This is a genomic window from Bifidobacterium catenulatum DSM 16992 = JCM 1194 = LMG 11043, from assembly GCF_001025195.1.
Lineage (GTDB): Bacteria > Actinomycetota > Actinomycetes > Actinomycetales > Bifidobacteriaceae > Bifidobacterium > Bifidobacterium catenulatum.
Window position 1 is genome coordinate 216649 of sequence record NZ_AP012325.1, and the last position, 23193, is coordinate 239841.

The 23193-nt window shown below is 57.1% G+C and carries 18 protein-coding genes; 14 read left to right on the plus strand and 4 right to left on the minus strand.

Going from position 1 to position 23193, the window contains the following annotated elements:
* The first annotated feature begins 21 nt into the window (after nt 1-21).
* On the plus strand, nt 22-1458 hold the full coding sequence (locus BBCT_RS00810) for a metallophosphoesterase (RefSeq protein ID WP_003836285.1): 1437 nt from the start codon (nt 22-24) through the stop codon (nt 1456-1458).
* 112 nt (nt 1459-1570) lie between these two features.
* Here BBCT_RS00810 and BBCT_RS00815 read toward each other — a convergent pair whose 3' ends face one another.
* Entirely contained in the window at nt 1571-2365 is a 795-nt protein-coding gene (locus tag BBCT_RS00815) for an IclR family transcriptional regulator (RefSeq protein WP_003836284.1), read from the minus strand.
* Between the two features lie 376 nt (nt 2366-2741).
* Between BBCT_RS00815 and leuC the strand changes: the two genes are divergently transcribed.
* From leuC to BBCT_RS00860, 9 genes are all read left to right on the plus strand, one after another.
* Complete coding sequence (leuC, locus tag BBCT_RS00820) at nt 2742-4145, plus strand: 3-isopropylmalate dehydratase large subunit (RefSeq protein WP_003836282.1); 1404 nt, start codon at nt 2742-2744, stop codon at nt 4143-4145.
* 71 nt (nt 4146-4216) lie between these two features.
* Complete coding sequence (gene leuD, locus BBCT_RS00825; protein WP_003836280.1) at nt 4217-4906, plus strand: 3-isopropylmalate dehydratase small subunit; 690 nt, start codon at nt 4217-4219, stop codon at nt 4904-4906.
* Nucleotides 4907-5030: 124 nt separating this feature from the next.
* Nucleotides 5031-6908, plus strand: coding sequence for an ATP-binding protein (locus tag BBCT_RS00830; protein ID WP_231858070.1), 1878 nt, complete (start codon nt 5031-5033; stop codon nt 6906-6908).
* A gap of 157 nt (nt 6909-7065) precedes the next feature.
* On the plus strand, nt 7066-8199 hold the full coding sequence (locus BBCT_RS00835; protein ID WP_003836275.1) for a beta/alpha barrel domain-containing protein: 1134 nt from the start codon (nt 7066-7068) through the stop codon (nt 8197-8199).
* 96 nt (nt 8200-8295) lie between these two features.
* The gene (gene murA / locus BBCT_RS00840) at nt 8296-9621 is read left to right on the plus strand and encodes a UDP-N-acetylglucosamine 1-carboxyvinyltransferase (protein WP_004220229.1); all 1326 of its coding nucleotides are present in this window, start codon (nt 8296-8298) and stop codon (nt 9619-9621) included.
* Between the two features lie 337 nt (nt 9622-9958).
* Nucleotides 9959-10840: a lysophospholipid acyltransferase family protein gene (locus tag BBCT_RS00845; protein ID WP_033512571.1), complete on the plus strand. Its 882-nt coding sequence runs from the start codon at nt 9959-9961 to the stop codon at nt 10838-10840.
* Nucleotides 10841-11028: 188 nt separating this feature from the next.
* On the plus strand, nt 11029-12027 hold the full coding sequence (locus BBCT_RS00850) for an NAD(P)H-dependent glycerol-3-phosphate dehydrogenase (RefSeq protein ID WP_033512573.1): 999 nt from the start codon (nt 11029-11031) through the stop codon (nt 12025-12027).
* Nucleotides 12028-12236: 209 nt separating this feature from the next.
* On the plus strand, nt 12237-13373 hold the full coding sequence (locus BBCT_RS00855) for a D-alanine--D-alanine ligase family protein (protein ID WP_033512575.1): 1137 nt from the start codon (nt 12237-12239) through the stop codon (nt 13371-13373).
* A gap of 178 nt (nt 13374-13551) precedes the next feature.
* Nucleotides 13552-14661 (plus strand): CPBP family intramembrane glutamic endopeptidase, encoded by a 1110-nt coding sequence (locus BBCT_RS00860; RefSeq protein ID WP_033512577.1) that lies wholly within the window; start codon nt 13552-13554, stop codon nt 14659-14661.
* A 92-nt stretch (nt 14662-14753) separates the two neighbouring features.
* On the opposite strand, the gene BBCT_RS00865 is transcribed toward BBCT_RS00860, so the two are convergent.
* Complete coding sequence (locus BBCT_RS00865) at nt 14754-15539, minus strand: mechanosensitive ion channel family protein (protein ID WP_033512579.1); 786 nt, start codon at nt 15537-15539, stop codon at nt 14754-14756.
* Between the two features lie 212 nt (nt 15540-15751).
* On the opposite strand from BBCT_RS00865, the gene BBCT_RS00870 reads away from it, so the two are divergent.
* From BBCT_RS00870 to BBCT_RS00885, 4 genes are all read left to right on the plus strand, one after another.
* The gene (locus BBCT_RS00870) at nt 15752-16978 is read left to right on the plus strand and encodes an Mbeg1-like protein (protein WP_003836247.1); all 1227 of its coding nucleotides are present in this window, start codon (nt 15752-15754) and stop codon (nt 16976-16978) included.
* Complete coding sequence (locus BBCT_RS00875) at nt 16978-18183, plus strand: DUF2974 domain-containing protein (protein WP_003836243.1); 1206 nt, start codon at nt 16978-16980, stop codon at nt 18181-18183. Before BBCT_RS00870 ends, BBCT_RS00875 begins: the two co-directional genes overlap by 1 nt.
* Nucleotides 18184-18351: 168 nt before the next feature.
* On the plus strand, nt 18352-19026 hold the full coding sequence (locus tag BBCT_RS00880) for a TetR/AcrR family transcriptional regulator (RefSeq protein WP_003836242.1): 675 nt from the start codon (nt 18352-18354) through the stop codon (nt 19024-19026).
* A gap of 159 nt (nt 19027-19185) precedes the next feature.
* The gene (locus tag BBCT_RS00885; RefSeq protein ID WP_003836241.1) at nt 19186-20376 is read left to right on the plus strand and encodes a pyridoxal phosphate-dependent aminotransferase; all 1191 of its coding nucleotides are present in this window, start codon (nt 19186-19188) and stop codon (nt 20374-20376) included.
* A 281-nt stretch (nt 20377-20657) separates the two neighbouring features.
* Here the strand turns inward: BBCT_RS00885 and gnd are convergent, their stop codons facing one another.
* Both gnd and BBCT_RS00895 read right to left on the minus strand, forming a co-directional pair.
* Nucleotides 20658-21668: a phosphogluconate dehydrogenase (NAD(+)-dependent, decarboxylating) gene (gene gnd / locus BBCT_RS00890; RefSeq protein WP_003836238.1), complete on the minus strand. Its 1011-nt coding sequence runs from the start codon at nt 21666-21668 to the stop codon at nt 20658-20660.
* Between the two features lie 99 nt (nt 21669-21767).
* A complete protein-coding gene (locus tag BBCT_RS00895) occupies nt 21768-23096 on the minus strand; it encodes a GntP family permease (RefSeq protein ID WP_003836237.1) in 1329 nt (442 codons plus the stop codon).
* Nucleotides 23097-23193: the final 97 nt, after the last annotated feature.

Genomic DNA, 23193 nt, shown 5'->3' on the forward strand with positions numbered 1-23193 from the left:
AATTGCACTACCCTAGGAAATATGACTGAATTGCAGAACGCAGCAAAGGCCGCGGCCACGCGACCGCGCATCCAACCGGCGGAAGAAGGCGACGATCGCCCGCTTTCCGTATCCGCGCGACTGGGGCGACTGCAATTCCACCAATCCGGCAAATTCCGTGTGCTGCAGCTTACCGACATCCAAGACGGGCCGAAAGTCAGCAAAGACACCGTCAAACTCATCGAAGCGTCGCTGGACGCCACACGGCCGGACATTGTTATCTTCACCGGCAATCAGATAGCAGGATACGATCCCGCGTACGCGCAAACCACGCGCAAGCGTCGCTGGAGCGCTTCTGTCGGAACTACACGCGAGACCGCCTCATCCAAGTCTTCCGAAGCGTCAGAACGTTTCGAAGCTGCGCTGGAACGCACCCGCGCATCCGTGCGCGCCACCGTCGAACAGCTCGTGCGCCCGCTTGCCGACCGCGGCATTCCGTGGGCGGTGACCTTCGGCAATCATGATTTTCAGTGCGGGTTGGGCAATGCAGAAATCGAAAGCATTTGCAGGGAATTTCCCGGATGCCTGAATCCTGATCCTGCGCGACTTCAGGCGGAGCAATATTTGCCAAGCCAACGCGTGTTTGCCTGCGAGCCGGGCACATTCGCGTTGCCGGTTTCCGACGTAGATCATACGACGTCCGTGCTTGGCCTGGTATTGCTGGATTCAGGCGATTACGCACGTTCCGGCGGGTATGGAAGCCCGTCCGCGGAGGCGTTGCGATTTCTTGCCGAAGTGCCGGAAATGATGTCCACGCAATCTCAGAAACAGGTAGAATCGCACGAAACCGCGAAATCGCAGGAACAGGCAGTGCCGTGCATGGTATTTCAGCATTTTCCGGTGCAACAGTATTACCAACTGTTGAAGCCGGCTGCGACGAATGCGGCGCGCGCGATCGAAGGCTACCGCAATTTCGCTGGAAAACACTACGTTTTGGACGAGGAGAAAACGCTTCCTGGCAGTTATTTAGGGGAGGGTATCAGCTGTCCCGACGCCGATAGCGGCGAATTTGCGATTTTGGAGCAATGCGGGTATTTCGCGATTTCCGCAGGGCATGATCATCGTAATGCGTTCGTTGGAACGGTGCCGATTTCACGGAATTCCGCTGATGCGCGAATGGCGAAGGTTTTGCCGAAGGTGATTGGCGGGCTGATGATGATCGCGTCGCCCACCAGCGGTTTCGGATCGTACGGTCCGGTGCCGCAGAAGAGGGCCGCACGTCTGATTGAGTTCGACATTCGACATCCGTACGAGCCTCGCACGCAGCTACTGGAATACGGCGAATTGGTGGGCAAGCCGAGCTCGGGCAAGGCGTACGCATACGGTATGACCAGCGAGTCGAAGCCCGAATCCGAAGGCGTGGACCTGCTGCATAGGCCAACCTGGTGGAGCAAACTCCTGTCTTGGATGCGCAAGTAAACGGCAATCGCGGCAAATGAAAACCGCAAACGAAAAACCGTGCCTTGCATGCGTTGCAAAGCACGGTCGAAAAGCTTGCGAAGCTATACGGTCGTAAGATCGTAACCGCCTGTCAGCGGCCGGAAGAAGCCTTAATCAGGGCGTCAGTCAGGTATTTACCAGCGGCCATGACCAGCGGGGCGTAACGGCGTCCGGGATTGGACCCCATACGACCGTCCGGGCCGGAAATCGAGATCGCGGCAATCACTTGGCCGGAAGCATTGCGAATCGGCGCGGAAATCGAGCATACGCCCTCATCGCGCTCGTTCACGGATTCGGCCCAACCGCGCTTGCGCACGGCGGTAAGCTTGGCCGCGGTGAACTTGGCGTGACGCAACCCCTGATGCAGGCGTTCGGAATCCTCCCAAGCCAGCAGAATCTGGGCTGCGGAACCGGCCTCCATCGACAGCATTGCACCAACCGGAATGGAATCGCGCAAACCGGATGCGCGCTCCACAGCGGCGATGCACACGCGCATATCGCCCTGGCGGCGGTAAATCTGCGCGGATTCGCCGGTACGATCCAGCAAAGTCTGCAAAATCGGCGCGGCTGCGGTCAGCAAACGATCTTCGCCGGCGGCTGCGGCCAATTCCGCAAAACGCGAGCCAAGCACGAAACGACCATGCTGATCACGCAACACAAAACGGTGACGCTCCAACGCAATCGCCAGTCGATGTGCGGTCGGCCGGGCCAAGCCCGTCGAGGAAACCAGCTGTCCGAGCGTTGCCGGACCGGATTCAAGCGCGTCAAGGATTTTGACGGTCTTGTCAAGCACGCCCACACCGGAATGAATCTCGTTGTTTTGAGAAGACATCGTGCGGTTGGTCTCAGCTTGAAGCTCAGTCTCATCCGACTGCGATTCAGGCATGGCGGTGCTTGTATTCGAAGAAGTCATAAGAGGGATTATGCCATCTCACATATTGAAATGCAAAATGTATGCAATGTCGAGCTGCGGTAAAGCAGAAATTTTCGAATCTTCACTCAGTAATAGAAAAGTTGGGAAAATGCTGAATTTTCAACGATTATGTTGGTGCATACGGGGAGATATGTCGCATTTCGCGTGTTTTTAGCGTGAATTAACGTGAACTCGACGCATACATGATGTGTGTTTGCATGCAAGTATCTCATATACCGGCATAGACGCGTTCGAACCGGGCTCAAACACCATAGGCTTATAGCACGAACAATGCGAGTTGGCAATACTCGCGAGGAAAAAGTGAGGAAAAATTCGAGGAGGTCCCGCAATGGGAACGACATTGGCCGAGAAGGTCTGGGCCGATCATTTGGTGCGCAAGGGTAGTGATGGGGCTCCCGACTTGCTGTACATTGATTTGATGCTCATGCACGAAGTCACCAGTCCGCAGGCGTTCGAAGGCTTGCGACTGGCCGGACGCAAGCCGCGTCACCTTGACCAGCTGATCGCAACGGAAGATCACAACACTCCGACTGCCGACATCGACCGCCCGAATCCGGATAAGATCTCCGCGCTGCAGCTGAGCACGCTCGAAAAGAACTGCAAGGATTTCGGCGTACGTCTGTGCCCGCTGGGAGACGCCGATCAGGGTGTGGTGCACGCGTTCGCGCCGGTGCTGGGCCTGACTCAGCCGGGCATGACGATCGTGTGCGGCGATTCGCACACCTCCACGCACGGCGCGTTCGGCGCCATGGCCATCGGCATCGGCACCTCCGAAGTCGAGCATGTTATGGCAACGCAGACCCTGAGCCTGAAGCCGTTCAAGACCATGGCCGTGAATATCGAAGGTGAGCTGCCGAAGGGCGTCACCGCAAAAGACATTATTCTTGCGATTATCGCGAAGATCGGCACCGGTGGCGGCCAGGGGCACGTCATCGAATATCGCGGCGAAGCCATCAAGAAACTGTCGATGGACGCACGCATGACCATCTGCAACATGTCGATCGAAGCAGGCGCCCGCGCCGGCATGATCGCGCCGGACGAAGTGACGTTCGAATACCTGAAGGGCCGCCCGCACGCGCCGGAAGGTGAAATGTGGGACAAGGCCGTTGAATACTGGAAGACGCTGAAAACCGACGATGACGCCGTGTTCGACAAGGAAGTGACCATCAAGGCTGAAGACCTTGAACCGTACGTGACTTGGGGAACCAATCCGGGCCAGGGCATTAAGATCTCCGGCGTGGTGCCGGATCCGGCCTCGTTCAACGACGAAACCGAGCGCACCGCGGCCGAGCGTGCCATTGCCTACATGGGTTTGACTCCGGGTACGCCCATCAAAGACATTGCCGTGGATACCGTGTTCATCGGCTCCTGCACCAACGGACGTCTTGAGGATCTGCGCGTGGCCGCCTCCATTATGAAGGGGCATCACAAGGCCGAAAACATTCACCGCGTGCTCGTGGTGCCGGCCTCCTCGCGTGTGCGTCTGCAGGCGGAAAAGGAAGGACTCGACAAGATATTCAAGGACTTCGGTGCCGAATGGCGTAACGCCGGCTGCTCCATGTGCCTGGGCATGAACCCCGACAAGATGGTGGCCCGCGAACGTTCCATTTCCACGTCGAACCGCAACTTCGAAGGCCGTCAGGGCAAGGGGTCGCGCACGCACTTGGCATCGCCGGCAGTCGCCGCAGCAACCGCCATCCGCGGTACCATCTCGTCTCCGGCCGACCTGTGAATCCTTGGAAATCCTCGGAAAATCTTGGATTTCCGGCATCCTGTGAATCGTAAATCGAAAGAAATGTTGAAATGGAAAAACTGACTGCTCTTACCGGCGTGGCCGTACCGCTTCGCCGCTCCAACGTCGATACCGACCAGATTATTCCCGCCGTGTTTTTGAAGCGCGTGCAGAAGTCCGGTTTTGACGACGCGCTGTTCTATGCATGGCGTCGCGATCCGGAATTCGTGCTTAACCAGCCGGAATACAAGAAAGGCAAGATTCTCGTTGCCGGACCGGATTTCGGGATCGGCTCTTCGCGTGAACATGCCGTGTGGGCGCTGCACGATTACGGTTTCCGCGTGGTGATTTCGTCTCGTTTCGCCGACATCTTCTACGGCAACACCGCGAAGAACGGCGTGCTGGCTGCGATTATGCCGCAGGAATCCGTTGAGCTGCTGTGGAAGCTGCTCGACGAGGAGCCGGGCCGTGAAATGACCGTGAGCCTGGAGGATCGCACGGTGACGTGCGGCGATGTGACGCTGCCATTCGAGGTAAACGACTACACCCGTTGGCGTTTGATGAACGGCTACGACGACATCGATCTGACGTTGCAGTATGAAGACGATATCGTGGCATACGAAAAGATGCGTGCCGAAAAGTTCCCGTTCAAGCCGAAGACGCTGCCGGTCAAGTGCGAGCCGGAGCAGACGATCGCTTCTGCGCGCGAAGGTGAATACCCGGATTGGCAGGGCCCGCTTGCCGATCGCGGCATTATCTAGCCGCGTCCGGCGGCTGGCATTGCAGTGCACTGCCAGCAGGGCTTTGCCCTAGTTTCGACGACAGCCGAAACGAGGGAGCATTGAGTCCGCGCGCAGCGCGATCCGTAATTGCGGGACAGGCCTGTTGGCTGATCGCGACTGTAGCCTACCGCATCATTGGCTATCATTCTTTAAGCCCGGCAACCAAGCCGGGCTTTTTGTTCGCCATCATCGTCTTTCCGTCAATAGCAAATTCCACAAAGCGGTGGCAAAGCGCGTGAAAAGCGGTGGTAAAATCGTATTACGACGGCAAAGCGGCGGCAAAATGAGTGTAAATCGCGTGGTATGTAAGGTGATGATGGCGATGAACGGTAATGAACATGACGATGCCTGGTGGTCCCGAGAGGTTCCTCGGATGCGTGAAGGTAACCGTTTGGAAGCGAAGCGCGCCAAAGGTGGGTTGCCGCACAGTTTGTGGGAAACATATAGTTCTTTTGCCAACACCGAAGGTGGGTTGATTCTGCTTGGCGTGTCCGAGCATGAAGATCATTCGTTGTATATCACTGGAGTCGATGACGCTCGGAAAATGGTGCAGGATTTTTGGAATACGGTGCATGATCCTTCGAAGGTCAGTGCCGTCGTGTTGAGCGATAACGATGTGGTGATTCGCCATACTTCGCAGGGTGACGTCATTTCCATTGATATTCCGCGCGCGGCAAGGGAGCATCTTCCCGTATACGTGGGGTCGAATCCGATGAAGGGTTCGTATCGGCGCAATGGTGATGGCGATTATCTGTGTGATGGGGAAACGGTCCATGCCATGCTTCGGGATAGTGATTTGCTTCCTTTGGATAGGGCAATTGTCGAAGATATGGGCGTTGATGCGCTGAACGCCGATAGTGTTGCGTCGTATCGTCGGCAGTTTAAGAGCAGGCGTTCTGACCATCCATGGGTCGGGTTGTCTGATGAGGATTTTCTGCTTCGTATTGAGGCGCTGCGGCTTGATGGTTCGCAAGTCCGTCCCACTAGGGCTGGATTGTTGATGTTTGGTGAGGCGTGGCGGATCGCATCCGAATTCCCCTATTATTTCTTGGATTATCGTGAGATTATGGGCGATCGGGACCGGTGGGATGACCGTTTCACCTCGGAGGATGGCACTTGGTCGGGGAATTTGTATGATTTTTGGGGAAGGGTGGTCAACCGCCTGCGGTCCGCTGTCGCTCATCCATTTCGGCTTGGTACCGATTTGCATAGAATCGACGACAATCCGATGGACAAAGCCGTTCGTGAGGCTGTTACCAATGCGCTTGTCCATGCTGATTATTTCGTTCGTCGGGGTACGGTGATCATTCAGTATTACGACAGGATCGTGCTGTCGAATCCTGGTGGATTGCGCCTTTCCGTTGACGAGGTGGTACAGGGTGGCATTTCGGATACGCGTAATCCTACGTTGATGAAGATGTTCAATCTGATTGGCATTGGTGAGAAGGCGGGCAGTGGCTTTGATGTGATGCGTGAAGGCAGTCTGTTCGCAGGAACTGCCGAGCCGAAATTGGAGGTGTTTGACAATCCGGATCGTGTGCAGCTTACGTTGTATCCACGTAAGTTTGCCGGAAGCGCGGAAGGTTGCATGGGTGGATATTCTGTTGACACAGCGCCTTCCGATACGGCGCTAAGTCCGGAAAACGGTTCCGGTGCGGCCCATAGGGGTGGTACCTATGAAAACGGACGGCTGGACGATATGGTTGCTGCGTCTGATGAAGCTTTGACGTCGTGTAATGCCGATTTTGGCGATGTAATTAGACCGCAAAGCCAGTTGGAGAAAATCACTTATGCACTGACGGTTGGCGGGCCACAGCCCACATCGTATCTGGCCACAGTGCTGGGTCTTGGTCTTACCAGGACTCGGGAGATATTAGCTTCAATGGTGGATGACGGCGTCATCGAACCAATAGGCGTTGGCCGCGGACGCAAGTACCGCCTTACCGGGCGAGACGGTTCGCGGAAAGTCCGGATTCGTTGAGCTGGCTTGGGCTGAACAGTCCGAAACGATCTGTGGGAAGCTGTTTAAGTGAGACAAGCCGGGCGTTTGGGGATTATGACGCGTTACAGTGGATACAACATCCCACGCGTTCACATCGCACATCCAACATGACACGAGAACAACTTCGGAGAACACTATGAGCCAAGGTTTCGCGCCGTTTTATGACGTCAATCGCACGTATGAAGACAACTATCTGCAGGGGCCGTTCGGCGCATTCGCTGAAGTATTGAAGAGCGATTCCGATGCCGATGCTTCCGAGCAGTCTACTCAGTCCCAGCCGTTCGATCAGGCTGAGGAATTCCTTGGTTTCCGTGTGAACCTGCCGTTTGGCATTCCGGCAGGCCCGCTGCTGAACGAGCGTTTCACCACGGCTGCCTTCCGCATGGGCTTCGATTTGGCCGTGTATAAGACGGTTCGCTCCCGCGCATGGGGTTGCAATGCGTTCCCGAACGTGCTTGCCGTGCATCCGAGGAATGCTGACGGTTCGCTGGTTCCCGGCAGTGCCGAACTTGACGAGGGCGTGCTTGCCGACACCCGCTATGAGCTTCCGATTTCGATTTCCAACAGTTTTGGCGTTCCCTCCCGTGATCCGGACGAGTGGCAGCCGGATATGCAAAAGGCGATCGCGGCGGCCGGCGATGGCCAGCTGCTGGTGCCGAGCTTTCAGGGATCCCGCGTTGAAGGCATGGATCGCGAGGCGTACATTGCCGATCATGTCACCACCGCGCATTTGGTAGCCGAAACTGGCGCTGGTCTGATGGAAATGAACACCAGTTGCCCGAATGAGGGGCATAATCGTCTGCTGTGCCATGATCCGCATTTGGTCGGCGAGATTACGGAAGCGGTGAAGAACGAAATCGGCGATCGTCCGCTGATCGTGAAGCTCGCATACATTCCGAATGATACCGATTTGGAGATCATGGTGAAGGAAACCGTAGGCCATGGCGCGGTGCAGGGCTTCTCTACGATCAACACGATTTCCGCGAAACTGGTGGATGCGAACGGCAATCAGGCGTTGCCTGGCGCGGGCCGTGACCGTTCTGGCGTGTGCGGCAATGCGATTCGTGGCGCAGGTCTCGATATGGTCGGTCGTTTGAGTGCGATTCGTGAGAAGCTGGGGCTTGATTTTGCGATCGTCGGTGTAGGCGGTGTGATTCGTCCGGAAGATTACAAGGCGTACCGTGAGGCTGGTGCGAACGCGGTGATGAGTGCCACGGGTGCCATGTGGGATGCGAATCTCGCGCGCGAAATTAAGGAGACACTGCGCTGAATTCCGTTTTCCGCGAATATGCTACATGCCTTATGGCAAACTGAAGGGCAGTGTTTCTTTAAATTTGATCCGATAGCGGGTCGAAAGAGGTTGAGCGTGTCTGACAATAACAACGACATTCTGCACGTCGAAGGTGGCAAGCCGCTGAACGGCACCATCAAGGTGCGTGGCGCAAAGAACTTCGTGAGCAAGGCCATGGTGGCGGCGCTGCTCGCCCCGGGCACGTCCGTGTTGAAGAATGTTCCGGAGATTCGCGACGTGCATGTGGTCTCCGACTTGCTGCGTCTGCATGGCGTGGACGTTACGGTGGACGGCGATCACGGCGTGGTCACGATCGATGCCACGAATGTGCAGCTTGCTGATGTGGCCGATGTGGATACGCTGTCCGGCTCGTCGCGCATTCCGATCCTGTTCTCCGGGCCGCTGCTGCATCGCTTGGGCGAGGCGTTCATTCCGGCTCTCGGCGGGTGCAATATCGGCGGTCGTCCGATCGATTTCCATCTGGAAACGTTGCGCAAGTTGGGCGCCAACGTTGATAAAGAACATAAGGACGGCATTCATATCACCGCGCCGAACGGCCTGCATGGCGCGAAGATCCATCTGCCGTACCCGTCCGTGGGCGCTACCGAGCAGACGCTGCTTGCCGCAGTGCTCGCGGAAGGCAAAACGGAGCTTTCCGGCGCTGCCACCGAACCGGAAATCATGGATTTGGTGTGCGTGCTGCAAAAGATGGGCGCGATTATTTCTGTGGATGTGGATCGTACGTTCCGCATCGAGGGTGTGAAGGAACTGAAGGGCTACACACACACTTCGCTGACCGACCGCATCGAGGCCGCTTCCTGGGCTTCCGCGGCATTGGCCACGCATGGCGACATTTTCGTCAAAGGTGCCACGCAGCCTGAAATGATGACGTTCCTGAACGTGTTCCGCAAGATCGGTGGTGAGTTCGATATCACCGATAACGGCATTCGTTTCTGGCATCCGGGTGGCGATTTGAAGCCGGTCGCGATTGAAACTGACGTGCATCCGGGCTTCATGACCGACTGGCAGCAGCCGCTGGTGGTGGCGTTGACGCAGGCGAAGGGCCTGTCGATCGTGCACGAAACGGTGTATGAGAACCGTTTCGGCTTCACCAAGCCGCTGGTGCAGATGGGTGCCACGATTCAGCTGTATCGCGAATGCCTCGGATCGCTGCCATGCCGTTTCCAGCAGCGCAATTACAAGCATTCCGCGGTTATTTTCGGACCGACCCCGCTGACCGGCCGCGATATTGATGTGCCAGATCTGCGCGGTGGCTTCAGCCACCTGATTGCGGCGCTCGCCGCCAAGGGGCCATCCAATGTGCAGGGCATTTCCCTGATCGACCGTGGTTACGCCGACTTCCGCGGCAAGCTCGAAGCTCTCGGCGCAGATTTTGACTGATTCGCCGTGATCGGTCAAGATTGGTTGCGGCTGACCAGTCGTGGCTGATGATTTGCGATTGAACGGTCGTGTCGAACGTCTATACCGCCTTTCACCGGCACTCGCTTCACGCGGGTGCCGGTTCTGTTTTTCCGGCGATTGCTGTGGATGTGCGAAGTCTTTTTGTGGTTTGATCTTGCTGCCTCATGATTTTTTCTGCATCATTTGATAAGAAAATGGGGCAGAAGACAATGAAAGGAGAAGGTCGACGAGCTGCAGCATCGGCTTGATGCTATGAACGAAAACTGATGCCGATACGGTTCCATACGTATCGGCGGCCGGTGGCACAATGGAGACCATGGCATCTAAAGGAAAACCGTCGCCGCGCTCTGCAGTGAAGCCGCTGAGCGACGAGCAAGTCGCAAAACTCGCGCAGAAGCATCATCTTGTAGACCCGACCCATGATTTCCCGACCGGCCCACGCAAAGCCAACACCGCGGAAATCGAAGCGCAGAATCCAAAAGCGACCCACCGTCTGCTCACCGGATGCGACATCGTATTCCGCAATCGCACCAAACTCAAGGCGTGGGGCATCGAGCATGTGCCGGAAACCGGTCCGTTCATCACCGCGGCCACGCACGTCACCATGTTCGACGTGTTCGTGCCCATGATCTCCATATTCCACCAAGGCCGCCGCCCGCGTTATATGGCCAAGGCGGAAATGGCCTCGTGGCCGCTGATCGGCAAATGGTTCCAGCTGGTCGGCATGCAGCCGGTGCAGCGTCGTTCCGGCAAAGCCAAAGCTATTGAGGAAACCTCCATCGAAATCCTCACCTCCGGCCGGCCCTTAACCGTATGGCCGGAAGGCACGGTGACGCGCGACCCGCAGAAGTGGCCGATGAGCATGAAAAACGGCGTGGGTGTAATCGCCCTCGAATCCTCGCGCCGACTCGGCTACCAGATACCGTTGTACTGCGCGGTAACGTGGGGTGCGGCAAGCATCAACCATTGGTGGCCGTGGCCGCGTAAAAACGTGGTCATGTGCTACGACGATGCGCTTGATTATGCGGATCTGCTCGCCGATTGCGATTCCTGGGGTGAGGAAGTGCCGGAGGATCTCGCCAACGAACTCACCCGACGCATCCGCGTGCGCATGACCGAAGTCATGGCCGAAATCCGCGGCGAACAAGCCCCTGACGGATATTGGGATTATCGCACGATGAGCCGAGTGAAGGACTGAATCGAAAAAGGCCGAACACGCGATTGCTGAAATGCAGTAATCGAAATACTGCCAGCCGATTGCGCGTACGTGTGGCGCGTATTGCGGCATATATCGCAGTGTGCGCAGCCGGCGGTAGCATAGGAAAAGCAATTTTTGAGCCAAGACTCCGGCTATGAATGATGCCCGGAGCGATGCAAGGAGCAAATATGACGAACGTGACGGTACTGGGCGCAGGAGCTTGGGGAACCGCTTTCGGTCAGGTGCTTGCCGACGCAGGCAACAATGTGACCATGTGGGCCATCGAACCGGAGATTGTGGAAGGCATTCGCGACCACCATCATAACGGTGTTCGCCTGCCTAGCGTGAAAGTGCTGCCAAGCAACATGACCGCCACCGGCGACCGTGCCGAAGCCGTGGCCAACGCCGACATTGTGATCGTGGCCATTGCCGCACAGTTCGCCCGTGTGGCGCTCGCCGAATTCAAGGGCCTGATTCCCGAAACCGCACTCGTCGCCTCGTTGATGAAAGGCATAGAACGCACCACCGACAAGCGCATGGATGAAGTCGTCATGGAAACTCTCGACCTGCCGGCCGACCGCTTCGCCGCGATTTCCGGACCGAACCTGAGTAAGCAGATCGCCGACCGTGAGCCGGCCGCGACCGTGGTCGCCTGCGAAGATCTCGACAATGCGCGCAAGATCGCAGCTGCCTGCACCACCGACTATTTCCGTGCGTTCGTAACCCGCGACGTGATCGGCTTGGAAATGTGCGGATCGCTGAAGAACGTGGTCGCGCTGGCCGTGGGCATGGCCCGCGGCGCCGGCTACGGCGAAAACACTGCCGCCATGATCGAAACCCGTGGCCTAGCCGAACTGACTGCCCTGGGCGAGGCGGCAGGCGCCGATCCGAAGACGTTCGCCGGTTTGGCTGGCGTAGGTGACCTGATCGCCACCTGCGGATCCCCGTTGAGCCGCAACTACACGTTCGGTTCCAATCTGGGCAAGGGCCTGAGCGTTGAGGAAGCTACCAAGGTGAGCAACGGCGTGGCCGAAGGCGTGCCGACTGCCGATGCGGTAGTGGCGCTCGGCAAGCAGTATGGCGTGCCCACGCCGCTTGCCACCGCCATGAGCCACGTGCTTTCCGACGGCATCTCCTGCGCGCAAATGCTGTCCGAACTTTTTGGCGAAAGCATCAGCGAAGAATAAGCTTTCCGTAACATCGCAATTGCAGATAAGACCGCACTTTCAGGTGCGGTTTGTATACTGAACTGCGATATTGCGAATGCGTGGTATCGCAGGCGAACGGAAGTGCGAACCGGCGCGATATTGCGAAGACAGACAGTACAGACAGTATTGGCAGACGGTGTTGGGCGCGTGTGCGTTCAACGGACCAACTTATGGAGCATAAGACAAAGATGGCAAAACAGCGCATTGTGGTGATGTATGGCGGCAAAGCCGACGAGCATTCGATTTCCTGCATCTCTGCGGCGGGCGTGCTGCGCGCGTTGGATACTGACAAGTTCGAAGCCATTGAGGTGGGAATCACCAAGAACGGCGAGTGGATCGTAGACGGCGAGGATCCACGCAAGTGGAACATGAGCGAAGGCCTACCGGTGGTGGAGAAGACGGATTCCTCCAAAGATGTGGTGTTGGATGTGGCACTCGGTCAGGATGGTTTCTTCGCTCGTGAAGATGACGGCACGCTGACTTCGCTTGGTCACGTGGACGCCGTGCTTCCGGTATTGCATGGTCCGTACGGTGAGGATGGCACGATTCAGGGCCTGTTCGAAATGATGAACGTGCCGTACGTTGGCTGCGGCGTGCTCGCTTCTGCCGCCTGCATGGACAAGCATTATACGAAGGTATTGCTGGCTGCGGCCGGTATTCCCGTGGCTCCCGGCATCACGTTGGATGTGCGCGATTATGATGCCGCTTCCGAATTTGCCGCCGAAGCGGACGAGATGCTTGCCGCGGTGCAGCAGGCCGGATTGCAGTACCCGCTGTTCGTGAAGCCGTCCCGCGCCGGTTCCAGCTTCGGCGTGACCAAGGTCGAACATGAGGGCGATGCGGCCGAGCTTGCCGCCGCCGTGTTCGAAGCGTCCCACCATGATTGGCGTGTGCTCGTGGAACAGGGCATCGACGCGCGTGAAATCGAATGCGCCGTGCTCTGCCCGAAGGCCGGCGAGGCTCCGCAGGCCAGCTGGCCAGGCGAAATCGTGCTTGACAAGCGTGCCGAGGGCGACGACCAGTTCTATGATTTCGACAGCAAGTACGTGAATTCCGATGCAAGCCATGTGGAAGTGCCCGCAAGCCTGCCGGAAGAAACTCTGAACCGCGTGCGCGAAACCGCCAAAAAAGCGTTCATCGCGGTCGATGGCGCCGGCCTGAGCCGCGTCGACACCTTCGTGACGGCCGATGGCGAAGTGATGGTCAACGAAATCAACACCATGCCGGGCTTCACCCCGATTTCCATGTATCCCAAGGCATGGGAGGCGACCGGCGTGAGCTACACCGACCTGATCACCACGCTGATCGAAGGCGTGCTGCGCTGATTTCGATTGTGTGGTGGCTCCCGTCCGATCGCCGCGCTCGCCGTGTGAGCTGTTTCGCTGCGGACGTCCATGACGACGGTCATGAGATTGTAAGCTGATATTCAGCATTCCTGTATTAAGGTGCTGAATATCAGCATTTTCGTATATGCACCCCGTGCACGTCGTCGCAAAGGCAAATATGACGTTTCCGCAGTACCCACAATATCCGCAGCGGCCGCAACAGCAGAATCCGCAGCAGCCATCCCAATATCAGCAATATCCGCAACAACCGCAGTATCCGCAGCCGCAAGTCAATCCTTATGAACTTTGGCTCAAGCGCGTGAAAAGCGTGTTCTCCCGCATCGGTGCAGGCATGTGCCTGATGGTGGTGATCTGGTATGCGCTTGCGATGGTGCTTTCCGGCGTGCTCTATCAGGTACTGCACGCCACGAATCTGCCGAATTGGGCGGTGTATGTGGCGTCGGATGCCCCTTTGTATCTCGTGGCCATGCCGCTCGCGGTACTGATCATGGGCAAATCTTCGGTCATTGAAACACGCAAGTTCGACATGAAGCCAGGCCAATTCTTCAAACTGCTGGTCATGTGCTTCCCGCTCATGTATGTGGGCAGTCTCATCGGCAATATGCTGGCGTCGCTGCTTTCCGGAGGCAACGCCAGCAATTCGGTAAGTGATCTGGCTATGCAATTCAACGTGTGGAACGTGGTGTTCCTCGTGATTCTCGGACCGTTGTTCGAAGAATGGATCTTCCGCAAGGAACTCATCAGCCGCACGCGCAAATACGGCGAAAAAACCGCGATCGTGTTCTCCGCGCTGTTCTTTGGCTTGGTGCACATGAACCTGTTCCAGTTCTTCTACGCATTCGCATTGGGTCTTGTATTCGGCTACGTGTACGTGCGTACCAGCAAACTGCGTTATTCGGTGGTCATGCACATGTTCGTCAACTTCATGGGCGGCGTGGCCGCGCCATGGGTGATGACGAACATTGACATCGACAGTCTGATGAACGTGCTGACCAGTGCGGAAAACGGCGACGGAACAGCCATGATGCAGTGGATGGGCCAGAATGCGACGGGAATGATGATATTCGGCATCTATATGCTGCTGTATTGCGGTCTGATTATTGCGGGTGTGGTGCTGCTTATTCGTGAACGTAAGAATTTTGTATTCTATACCGCACCGGAAGAACTGCCTCGCGGCGTTCGCACGAGCACAGCAATACTGAACGTCGGCGTAATTACTTACATTGTAGTGACGGTTATTATTACGGCAATCAATCTAATGATGTAATAATTTCAGTATAAAAAGTGCCGCATGTGGAATACTACATGCGGCACTTTTTATACATGGGTCAATCGCGATTCCTTGTGTTCACAAGGAGATTACGATTCCTTGTTGATGGCGCGATTCTCAAGAAAATCAGCATTGGCGATGGAACGTGCCACGGCGTTGATCATGTCGGGAAGCAACGATCCCGGCTTGGCGTACGCGCACACTTCGACATTGATGCCGTAAGGGGAGTAGCCAGTCAGTCTCACTTTCGGAGGGAAGCGTGTATCGGCCAAATCGGCGGTGTCTCGCTGCACGGCCTGAACCACCTGACGGGTCATCTCGTCGATGTCGGTGCCGGCCTTGGCGGTGAACGGCACGCGAACCAGCATCTCATTGGACGGATTGAGTTTTTCCAGTGACGTGGTGTTCAGGATCGAATTCGGAATAATCTTGACGTTGCCATTGCGCTCGCGTACCACGGTCTGACGCCAGTTGATGTCTTCGACCACGCCGTCGGTGCCCGCCACATTCACCAGATCGCCCGGCTGGATTACACGGCCAAGCATCAGACCGAAACCGCCGATGATGTTCGCGATCGTATCTTTCATACCGAGTGACACCGCAAGGCCGCCAATACCGAGTGCGGTGAAAATCGTGGTCGGATTAATGCCGAACACCGGCTGCAGTACAGTGCCCACAGCCAACGTCCACACCACCGCACGCAGAATATTGATGAAAATCGAAGCGTTCGGCACTTGCGAACGGTCCAGCACTTTGCTCACGATTCGGGTAAGCGCCTTGTCGATAACGGCCGCAAGCAGTGCGACGACAATGAGCAGAATGATTTTTCCGGAATTGGTTTTCAGCCAATCCACAGCGATTCCAATCGGTTCCATGGTGTTCTGGAGCGTCCCTTCATAAGTTTGTTGCATGCATTACTGGTGCGTTCGACTTGCGTTCGCTGCGCCTGTGATGCGTGTTCGCACATATCCTACAGTGCGTGGCTGAGTTGGTTTGAGCGTGGGTGTACGGGGGTGCGTGCGAGAACATGTGGGGCAATGCGCGTGGTGACATGTGGTCGGAGCCACGAACGGGCTAAAGTTGAGGCATGGGCAATGTTGTGGATTATGTGCGCCGAGAGTTCCGCGGGTTCGGCGAATTGGCGTTCAGCAATGTCGATTCCTTGGTGCTTTCCGAGCTTTCCTACATGCGATTGCTGGGTTTGGTTCCAGTATTCGGCGAAGCCAAGTCGGTGGCGACCGTGCCGATTCGTGAATTGCTGCGCGCCGAAAGCTACGATGGGATGTTTGTTTCGAATTCCTCTGAAATGAACGATTATCGGCTTTCGTTGCTGCGTGCGGTTTGCGAATCGCCGCGATTCCGCGGATTGCGGGTGGGGGAGTATGCCGAACGTTTGGATGAGAGCGAGCAGCAGCAATTCGCTGCGATGACCTTCGATTTGGGTGCTGATTTCGGCCTATATGTTGCGTTCCGTGGCACTGACGGCACGCTCGTCGGCTGGAAAGAGGATTTCAATATGGCGGTGCGCTGCCCAGTGCCGTCGCAAGAATCGGCATATCGATATGCGGACTCGATTTTGGATAGGACGGAACGTTTCCTCTCGGCGAAGGAATCGCCTGGCATTATGATCGGCGGGCATTCCAAAGGCGGCAACATGGCGGTATATGCGGCCATGCAAATCACGCAAAGCGATCTTGAAGCGACCAACGAGCGCGCGCAACGGCTCGGACTGCTGCCGGCACTCGGCGGAAGCGTGCCGGGACGCAACTGCAGAATCTCCCGCATCTTCTCGCATGACGGGCCTGGAATGCCTCAAGTCATGGTGCATAGCCGCGCATATCAGGCAATCGCGGCACGAATCGACAAAACCGTGCCGGAATCCTCCATCATCGGCATGCTGTTACAATCGCAAATCAAACCAACCTTCGTCAAAGCCGACGCCATAAGCATTCTGCAGCATATGGGATCAAGCTGGCAGGTGACGCAATCCGGCGAATTCGAGCGGGCAAGCGAGCTGACAGGCGGTGCGCAACTCATTAGCAAAACCATCGACGGATGGTTCGACCGCGTAAGCCAGGAACAGCGCGAACGGGCCATCAACCAGATATACGACATCTTCGCAGCAGCGGGGTACGGTAATATCGCTGATCTGGTGGCGAATTGGACGAATTCGCTGCCGAAAATCGTGGCAGCCGCCAGAGGCACCGACGTGGAAACACGCGAACTCATCAAAGATGTGCTCAAGGCGATTCCAGCCAGTGCGGCGAAAGTCGCTGTCGGTGAACTGCGCAACGACAAGGAGGGGGACGCGTGATGGGCAACATTATTGACTATGCGCGCACGGAAACGCGCAGTTTCGAGGCATTGCCGTTCCGCGAGGCCGACGCATTGGTGTTGGCACAGCTTTCGTACGACGAAGTACCGGAATGCGTGCTGCTATTGGACGATTTGGTAGCGAAATACGGTACGTTGCAGGCACGTGCGAAGCAATTCGATATTCGGCGTCCGATCGCATCGTTGCGTATGCTGCGCAAGCCCCCGTTTGGCGGCGTGACGATTGCGCGTGCCGATGACGAGCTGAACCACGACAAGCCCGTAGCCGACCATGACGTGGAGAACGTGGGATTGGTTGATCCGCAGGTGACGCACGACTTCTACCATGCCGTGGCGGCGAATCCGCGGTTTTCCGACGTTGAAATGAGCGCGTACTGCGAGCAGTTCGACGGTGGTGCGCAAACGCAGTTCGCGGCAGTGACTTTCCGGCTGCCGTCGGGAACGTTGGTTGTGGCGTTTCGAGGCACCGATGATTCGCTGGTCGGATGGAAGGAAGACTTCAACATGGCCTTCCAATACCCGGTTCCAGCACAGGTTTCCGCAGCTGAATACTTGAAAAAAGTCGCCTCGCTGTGGGATGGGCCGATACTGCTGACCGGTCACTCCAAAGGCGGTAATCTGGCCGTATATGCGGCCATGAACGCCGAAGACGAGATCAAGGACCGCATTGAACGCATCTACTCGCTCGACGGGCCGGGCTTCCCCGAGGAAGTGGTGAAAAGCTTCGAATATGCGAGCGTGAGCGACCGCATTGTGAAAATCGTGCCGGACTCCTCGGTGGTGGGCATGGTGTTTGAAACCCCTGAACGTTGTGTGGTGGTGAAATCCGACGTGGATGGCATCATGCAGCATTTCGCCTTCTCATGGCAGATGCACGGGGGTGAATTCGCCAAGGCCGAAGATGTGGCCGACAGTTCGGTGGTGTTCAACAAGTCGCTGAACGGCTGGCTTACGGGACTTTCCAAAGAACAGCGTGAGCATGCGGTCGACGCGCTGTTCTCCGTGCTCGAGGCTTCCGGGGCGGGCAGCATTTCTGCGATCGTGGCAGCCGGTCCGAAAGTGATTCCCGAAATGCTCGGCACATATGTTGGCTTGAGCAGTGCGGATCGGCATAACATCAATCAGGCGCTGGTGATTCTGTTGCAGGCGGCGCTCGCGCGCAATCCGAAAGTTCAGCGAAAGTGAAGCGCGAATGAGGCGTGAGCACTGTGCGAACGTGGGCGAGCACTGTGCACGTAGCGTACTTGTGTTGTAAGCGTGAACTCGTATACGACATTTGTCGAAATTCGGTCTAGACAACTTGTACAATAAATGTGGTTATAAGGCAGTGTGACTAATTATCAGGGGGTACTGATGCCACGACCACGCAGAGATTCAGAAATCCTGCCAGCGAAAGAACGTCTCGAAAACGCATTCTGGGAGCTACTTTCGGAACGTGAGTACAACAAAATCACTGTCACCGACATCGTTCGCACGGCAGACGTGAATCGCAATTCCTTCTACTACCATTTCTCCGGGCTGCCAGAATTGGCCGATTCCGCCATTCTGCACGCCGTCGAAAACACGCCAATGCCGGGTATGCCAGGGCGGGATTTTGATCCCGACACCGAATGGCGCAAGCATGTCACCGCGCTGCTGCGTGACCCCGAACAGCGCCAGCGTCTCGACCGACTGGCATTGCTGGCCGGCCCGCACAGCTCACCGGAACTCGTTTCGTCACTTAAGGAATTCGGGCGACTTACCATGATTTCCGTACTTGGACTGAACGCCGACAACCTCGATCTGAAAACCGATCTCATGCTTGACTTCACAGTTGGCGGAATGCTTTCCGTACTGCAGCGCTGGCCGAAACTGCATGAGAAACTGCCGATCGACACCGTATTCAACGAGGACGTCGCCGTGCTTGCGGCGGGCATGTTCATGTCGATGTCGAAAGCAGACATGCTCGAATATTGGCGCAGGATCTTCAGCGAAGGATTCGTACCTGGCATAGCAATTTCCCAACAGCAGCCGCCGTCTGCCAAGTGACCATCGAAAGCCGGCTGGGACAATCCGGTGGTAAAAACAATATAGCGGCGTTTTTCCGCGGATTGCCCTGCGAAAAACGCAAATGTGCGAACATGCGAACATGCGTGGCAGCGCGAACGTGCGAAAGCGCGAAATGAACGAACGACGGGGAGGTTGTCCATGATCAACGAAGCTTACAAAGCCATGCTCGGCGGAAAATCCGTAATCCGCGAGCTGAGTGAATATGCGACCGCGCGCGGCGCCGAAATCGGCTATGAGAACGTGTTCGACTATTCGCTGGGTAATCCGAGCGTGCCCTGTCCGCAAAGCTTCACCGACGAGATGATCGCCCTGTACCAGGAGTCGGAACCGGTCGCATTGCACGGATACTCGCCGTCGCTGGGCATTGCCTCGGTGCGTGCGGCCATTGCAGAAAGCCTCAACCGTCGTTTCGACATGGACTACACGGCCGACTACATCTTCCCGACTACGGGAGCAGCCGGCGCGCTGGCCCACGCACTGCGCGTGGTGACCAAGCCGGGAGACGAAGTCATTACGTTTGCCCCCTACTTCCCTGAGTACCAGCCATACGTCAACGGAACCGGCGCGCACCTGACCGTGGTGCCAGCCGATACCGAAAGCTTCCAAATCAACTTCGAAGCGTTTGAACAGGTGTCGAACCCGGGTACCGCCGCGGTGCTCATCAACACGCCGAACAATCCTTCTGGAGCCGTCTACTCCGCCGAAACGCTGACGCGACTGGCAGAAATCCTGCGCGCCAAGCAGGCTGAATACGGCCATGACATCTTCTTGATCTCCGACGAACCATACCGCGAAATCGTATTCGACGGGGGTGTGCAGCCGTATCCGAGCAAGTTCTACGACAATACGCTCTCGTGCTACTCGTACTCCAAGTCGCTGTCGTTGCCGGGAGAGCGCATCGGCTATGTGGCGGTGAATCCGCGTGCCACCGATGCCGAGCTGATTGTGCCGATGTGCGGGCAGGTCAGCCGTGAAACCGGACACAACTGCCCAGGATCCAGCGTGCAGCTGGCCGTGGCCAAGGTGGTGGACGAGACCAGCGATCTTTCCGTATACGAAAAGAACATGAACCTCCTGTACGACGCGCTGGTGAGGCTCGGATTCGACGTGGTGCGCCCGGGCGGTACGTTCTACATCTTCCCGAAGGCGCTAGAAGATGATGCGAACGCGTTCTGCATGAAAGCCAAGGACTACGACCTGATTCTCGTGCCGTCCGACAGTTTCGGCGTGCCCGGCTACTTCCGTATGGCCTACTGCATCGACACGGAAAAGGTGGAACGCTCCATCAAGGCACTTGAAAAGTTCGTGCACGAAGTCTATGGCCGCTGAAAAAGTCGTTTGCGCTATATGTGGCAGGTTTATGCGGAAAACGACGGTTAGAGGGGATAAAACTTGCTCCCTAAGTGACGTTTGGCCTAGTAGGTCTGCCACATATAACGAATATTATTTTTCCTGAGAGGGGGAATCTGCCACATATAACGAATATCGTTTTTTGATGTGTGCGGATATGGGTTCGCCCGAAATCCGGTGGGGGCGGGAGACCGGGCGAAATCTACGAAACGAGGTGCTGGTCGGCGCGTGGTACGTGGCGCTCGCCGACCATAACGCAATCAGTGCGTGGCAATTTCGTCAATCTTGGTGACGTGGCCGCCGAACTGGGCGCGCATCGTGGACACGACGCGCAGGATGTCGTCGGCACCGCCGCGTGAAGTCTGACGTGCGTACAGTGCGGCCGCGGTGGCGGGGGTTGGTACGCCCAGTTCGAGAGCCGCTTCGATCATCCACTTTGCCTCGCCGGATTCGTTGGCCACCGGCGGCATGGACTGGAGTGTCGGATCCGACTTGAACGCGATGGCCAGCAGATCGAGCAGCCAGGACTGCACTACGGAACCATCCTTCCAAGAGCTCATCACGGCCGCTGGATCCTCGACGAGATCAGACTTCACCATGGTGGCGAAGCCCTCGCCGAAGGCCTGCATCATACCGTATTCGATGCCGTTGTGCACCATCTTGGCGAAGTGGCCGCCGCCCACCGGGCCGGCCAACACCAGGCCGGAATCGCCTTCCGGCTTGAGTGCTTCGAAAATCGGACGCGCGGTCTCGAAATCATCCTTGTTACCGCCGACCATGAGCGCGTAACCACGGTTAATGCCCCAAACGCCACCGGAAACACCGCAATCCATGAAGTGGATGCCCTTCGGCTCCAGTTCGGCCGCGTGGCGGACGTCATCGGTGTAACGGGAGTTGCCGCCGTCGATGATCATGTCGCCAGGCTCCAGCAGCTCGGCAAGCTCGTTGATGGTGCTGTCGGTCGGCTCTCCAGCCGGAACCATGACCCACGCCAGACGTGGCGTCTTCAGGGCTGCCACCATTTCCTCAAGGCTCGACACGGTGCGATCCAACTCGGGGGAACGGTCGAAGCCGACCACTTCATGTCCTGCGGCCGCGATGCGCTTCGCCATATTGCCACCCATACGTCCCAGACCGATCATTCCCAACTGCATGATGTGCTTCTTTCTTTGAAAAATGTGTGCGATTGATAAGTATTGGTGCCATCCGTCGGCTTCCCGCGCCTTCCGCAACGCAGAAAAGAAGGTTGCGGAAAGCTTCGTGGACGGCAAGATTTGGTTATGTGATTGCGATTGCGTGGCGATTGCGTAAGCCGCGGCCTACGCAATCGCGGATCAATATGTCGATATGTGGTTTGCTCTTGAGTTCTGTCAAAGCACCAGCGAGAGCAGCATGACGCAGCCCAAGCCGACCACCGACAGGATGGTTTCCATCAGCGACCAAGTCTTCAGCGTCTGGCCCACGGTCATGCCGAAGTATTCCTTGACTAGCCAGAAGCCGGCGTCATTCAGGTGCGAGAAGAACACGGATCCTGCGCCGATGGCGAGCACCAGCAGCGCCAAATGCGTCGGGCTCATGCCGGTGGCGAGCGGCACCATAATGCCGGAAGCGGTGACGGTGGCCACGGTTGCCGAACCGGTGGCAAGGCGGATGAGCACGGCCACCAGCCAGCCTGCGATCAGCGGGTCCATGGCGGATTCGGTGATCGAATTGGCGATCACGTCGCCGATGCCGGAATCGACCAGCGTCTGTTTGAAGCCACCGCCTGCGGCGACGATCAGAATAATGCCTGCCACGGAGCCGAAGGACTGTCCGACCATGCCGTTGACGGCGTCACGGGAGAACTTCTGCAGGTAGCCGAGGGCGACCATGGCGAAGACGGTGGTGATGAGCAGCGCCACGAGCGGGGTGCCCAGGAACGCGATCACGCGGCCCCATGTGGTGGTGTTCTGCCCGGTCAGGTCGACGATGGATGCAGCGAGCATCAGTACCACCGGCAGCAGGATCACGGACAGGGCCGTGGTGAAGGACGGGCGGTTTTCCGCGGATTTTGGCGCTTCGGCCTCAGCCTTGTTTTCCGGAGCGGCGATCGGTACCCACTTGGCTGCGAGTTTGCTGAAGATCGGACCGGAGATGATTACGGTTGGGATGGCTACGAGCAGGCCGAGTGCCAGGGTGATGCCAAGGTTTGCGTTCAGTGCGCCGATTGCGGTGAGCGGGCCGGGGTGCGGCGGCACGAACGCGTGCAGGGTGGAAAGACCTGCGAGGGCCGGAATACCCAGCAGTACAACCGGAGCTTTGGCGCGGCGGGCGGCGAAGAGCACTACCGGAATAAGAATGACTACGCCGACTTCGAAGAACATGGGAATGCCGACGATGAACGCGATTAGTGCCATTGCCCACGGCAGGCGTTGCAACGGCGTTTTGGACATGATGGTGTCGACGATGGTGTCGGCTCCGCCCGACTTGAACAGGATCGTGCCAATGATCGAGCCAAACGCGATGAGCAGACCGACATTGGCGATGGTGGAGCCGACGCCGGAGGTGAAGCTGACGAACGCCTTGTCGTATTCCACGCCTGCACATACGGCCATCGTGAATGAGCCGGCAAGCAAGGAGAGGAACGGATGCACTTTGCATACCGCGATAAGTAGAACGATGATGGCGATGCCGATGATCGCCGCTGCAATGAGGTTCATGAATCCTCCTCGATTCATGGGTTTGGCGTGCTAGATTTGTCCGATTCTGGAGATTCGGACATTCATGTACCGGTTTTGGTGTTTGGATGTCCGTTTC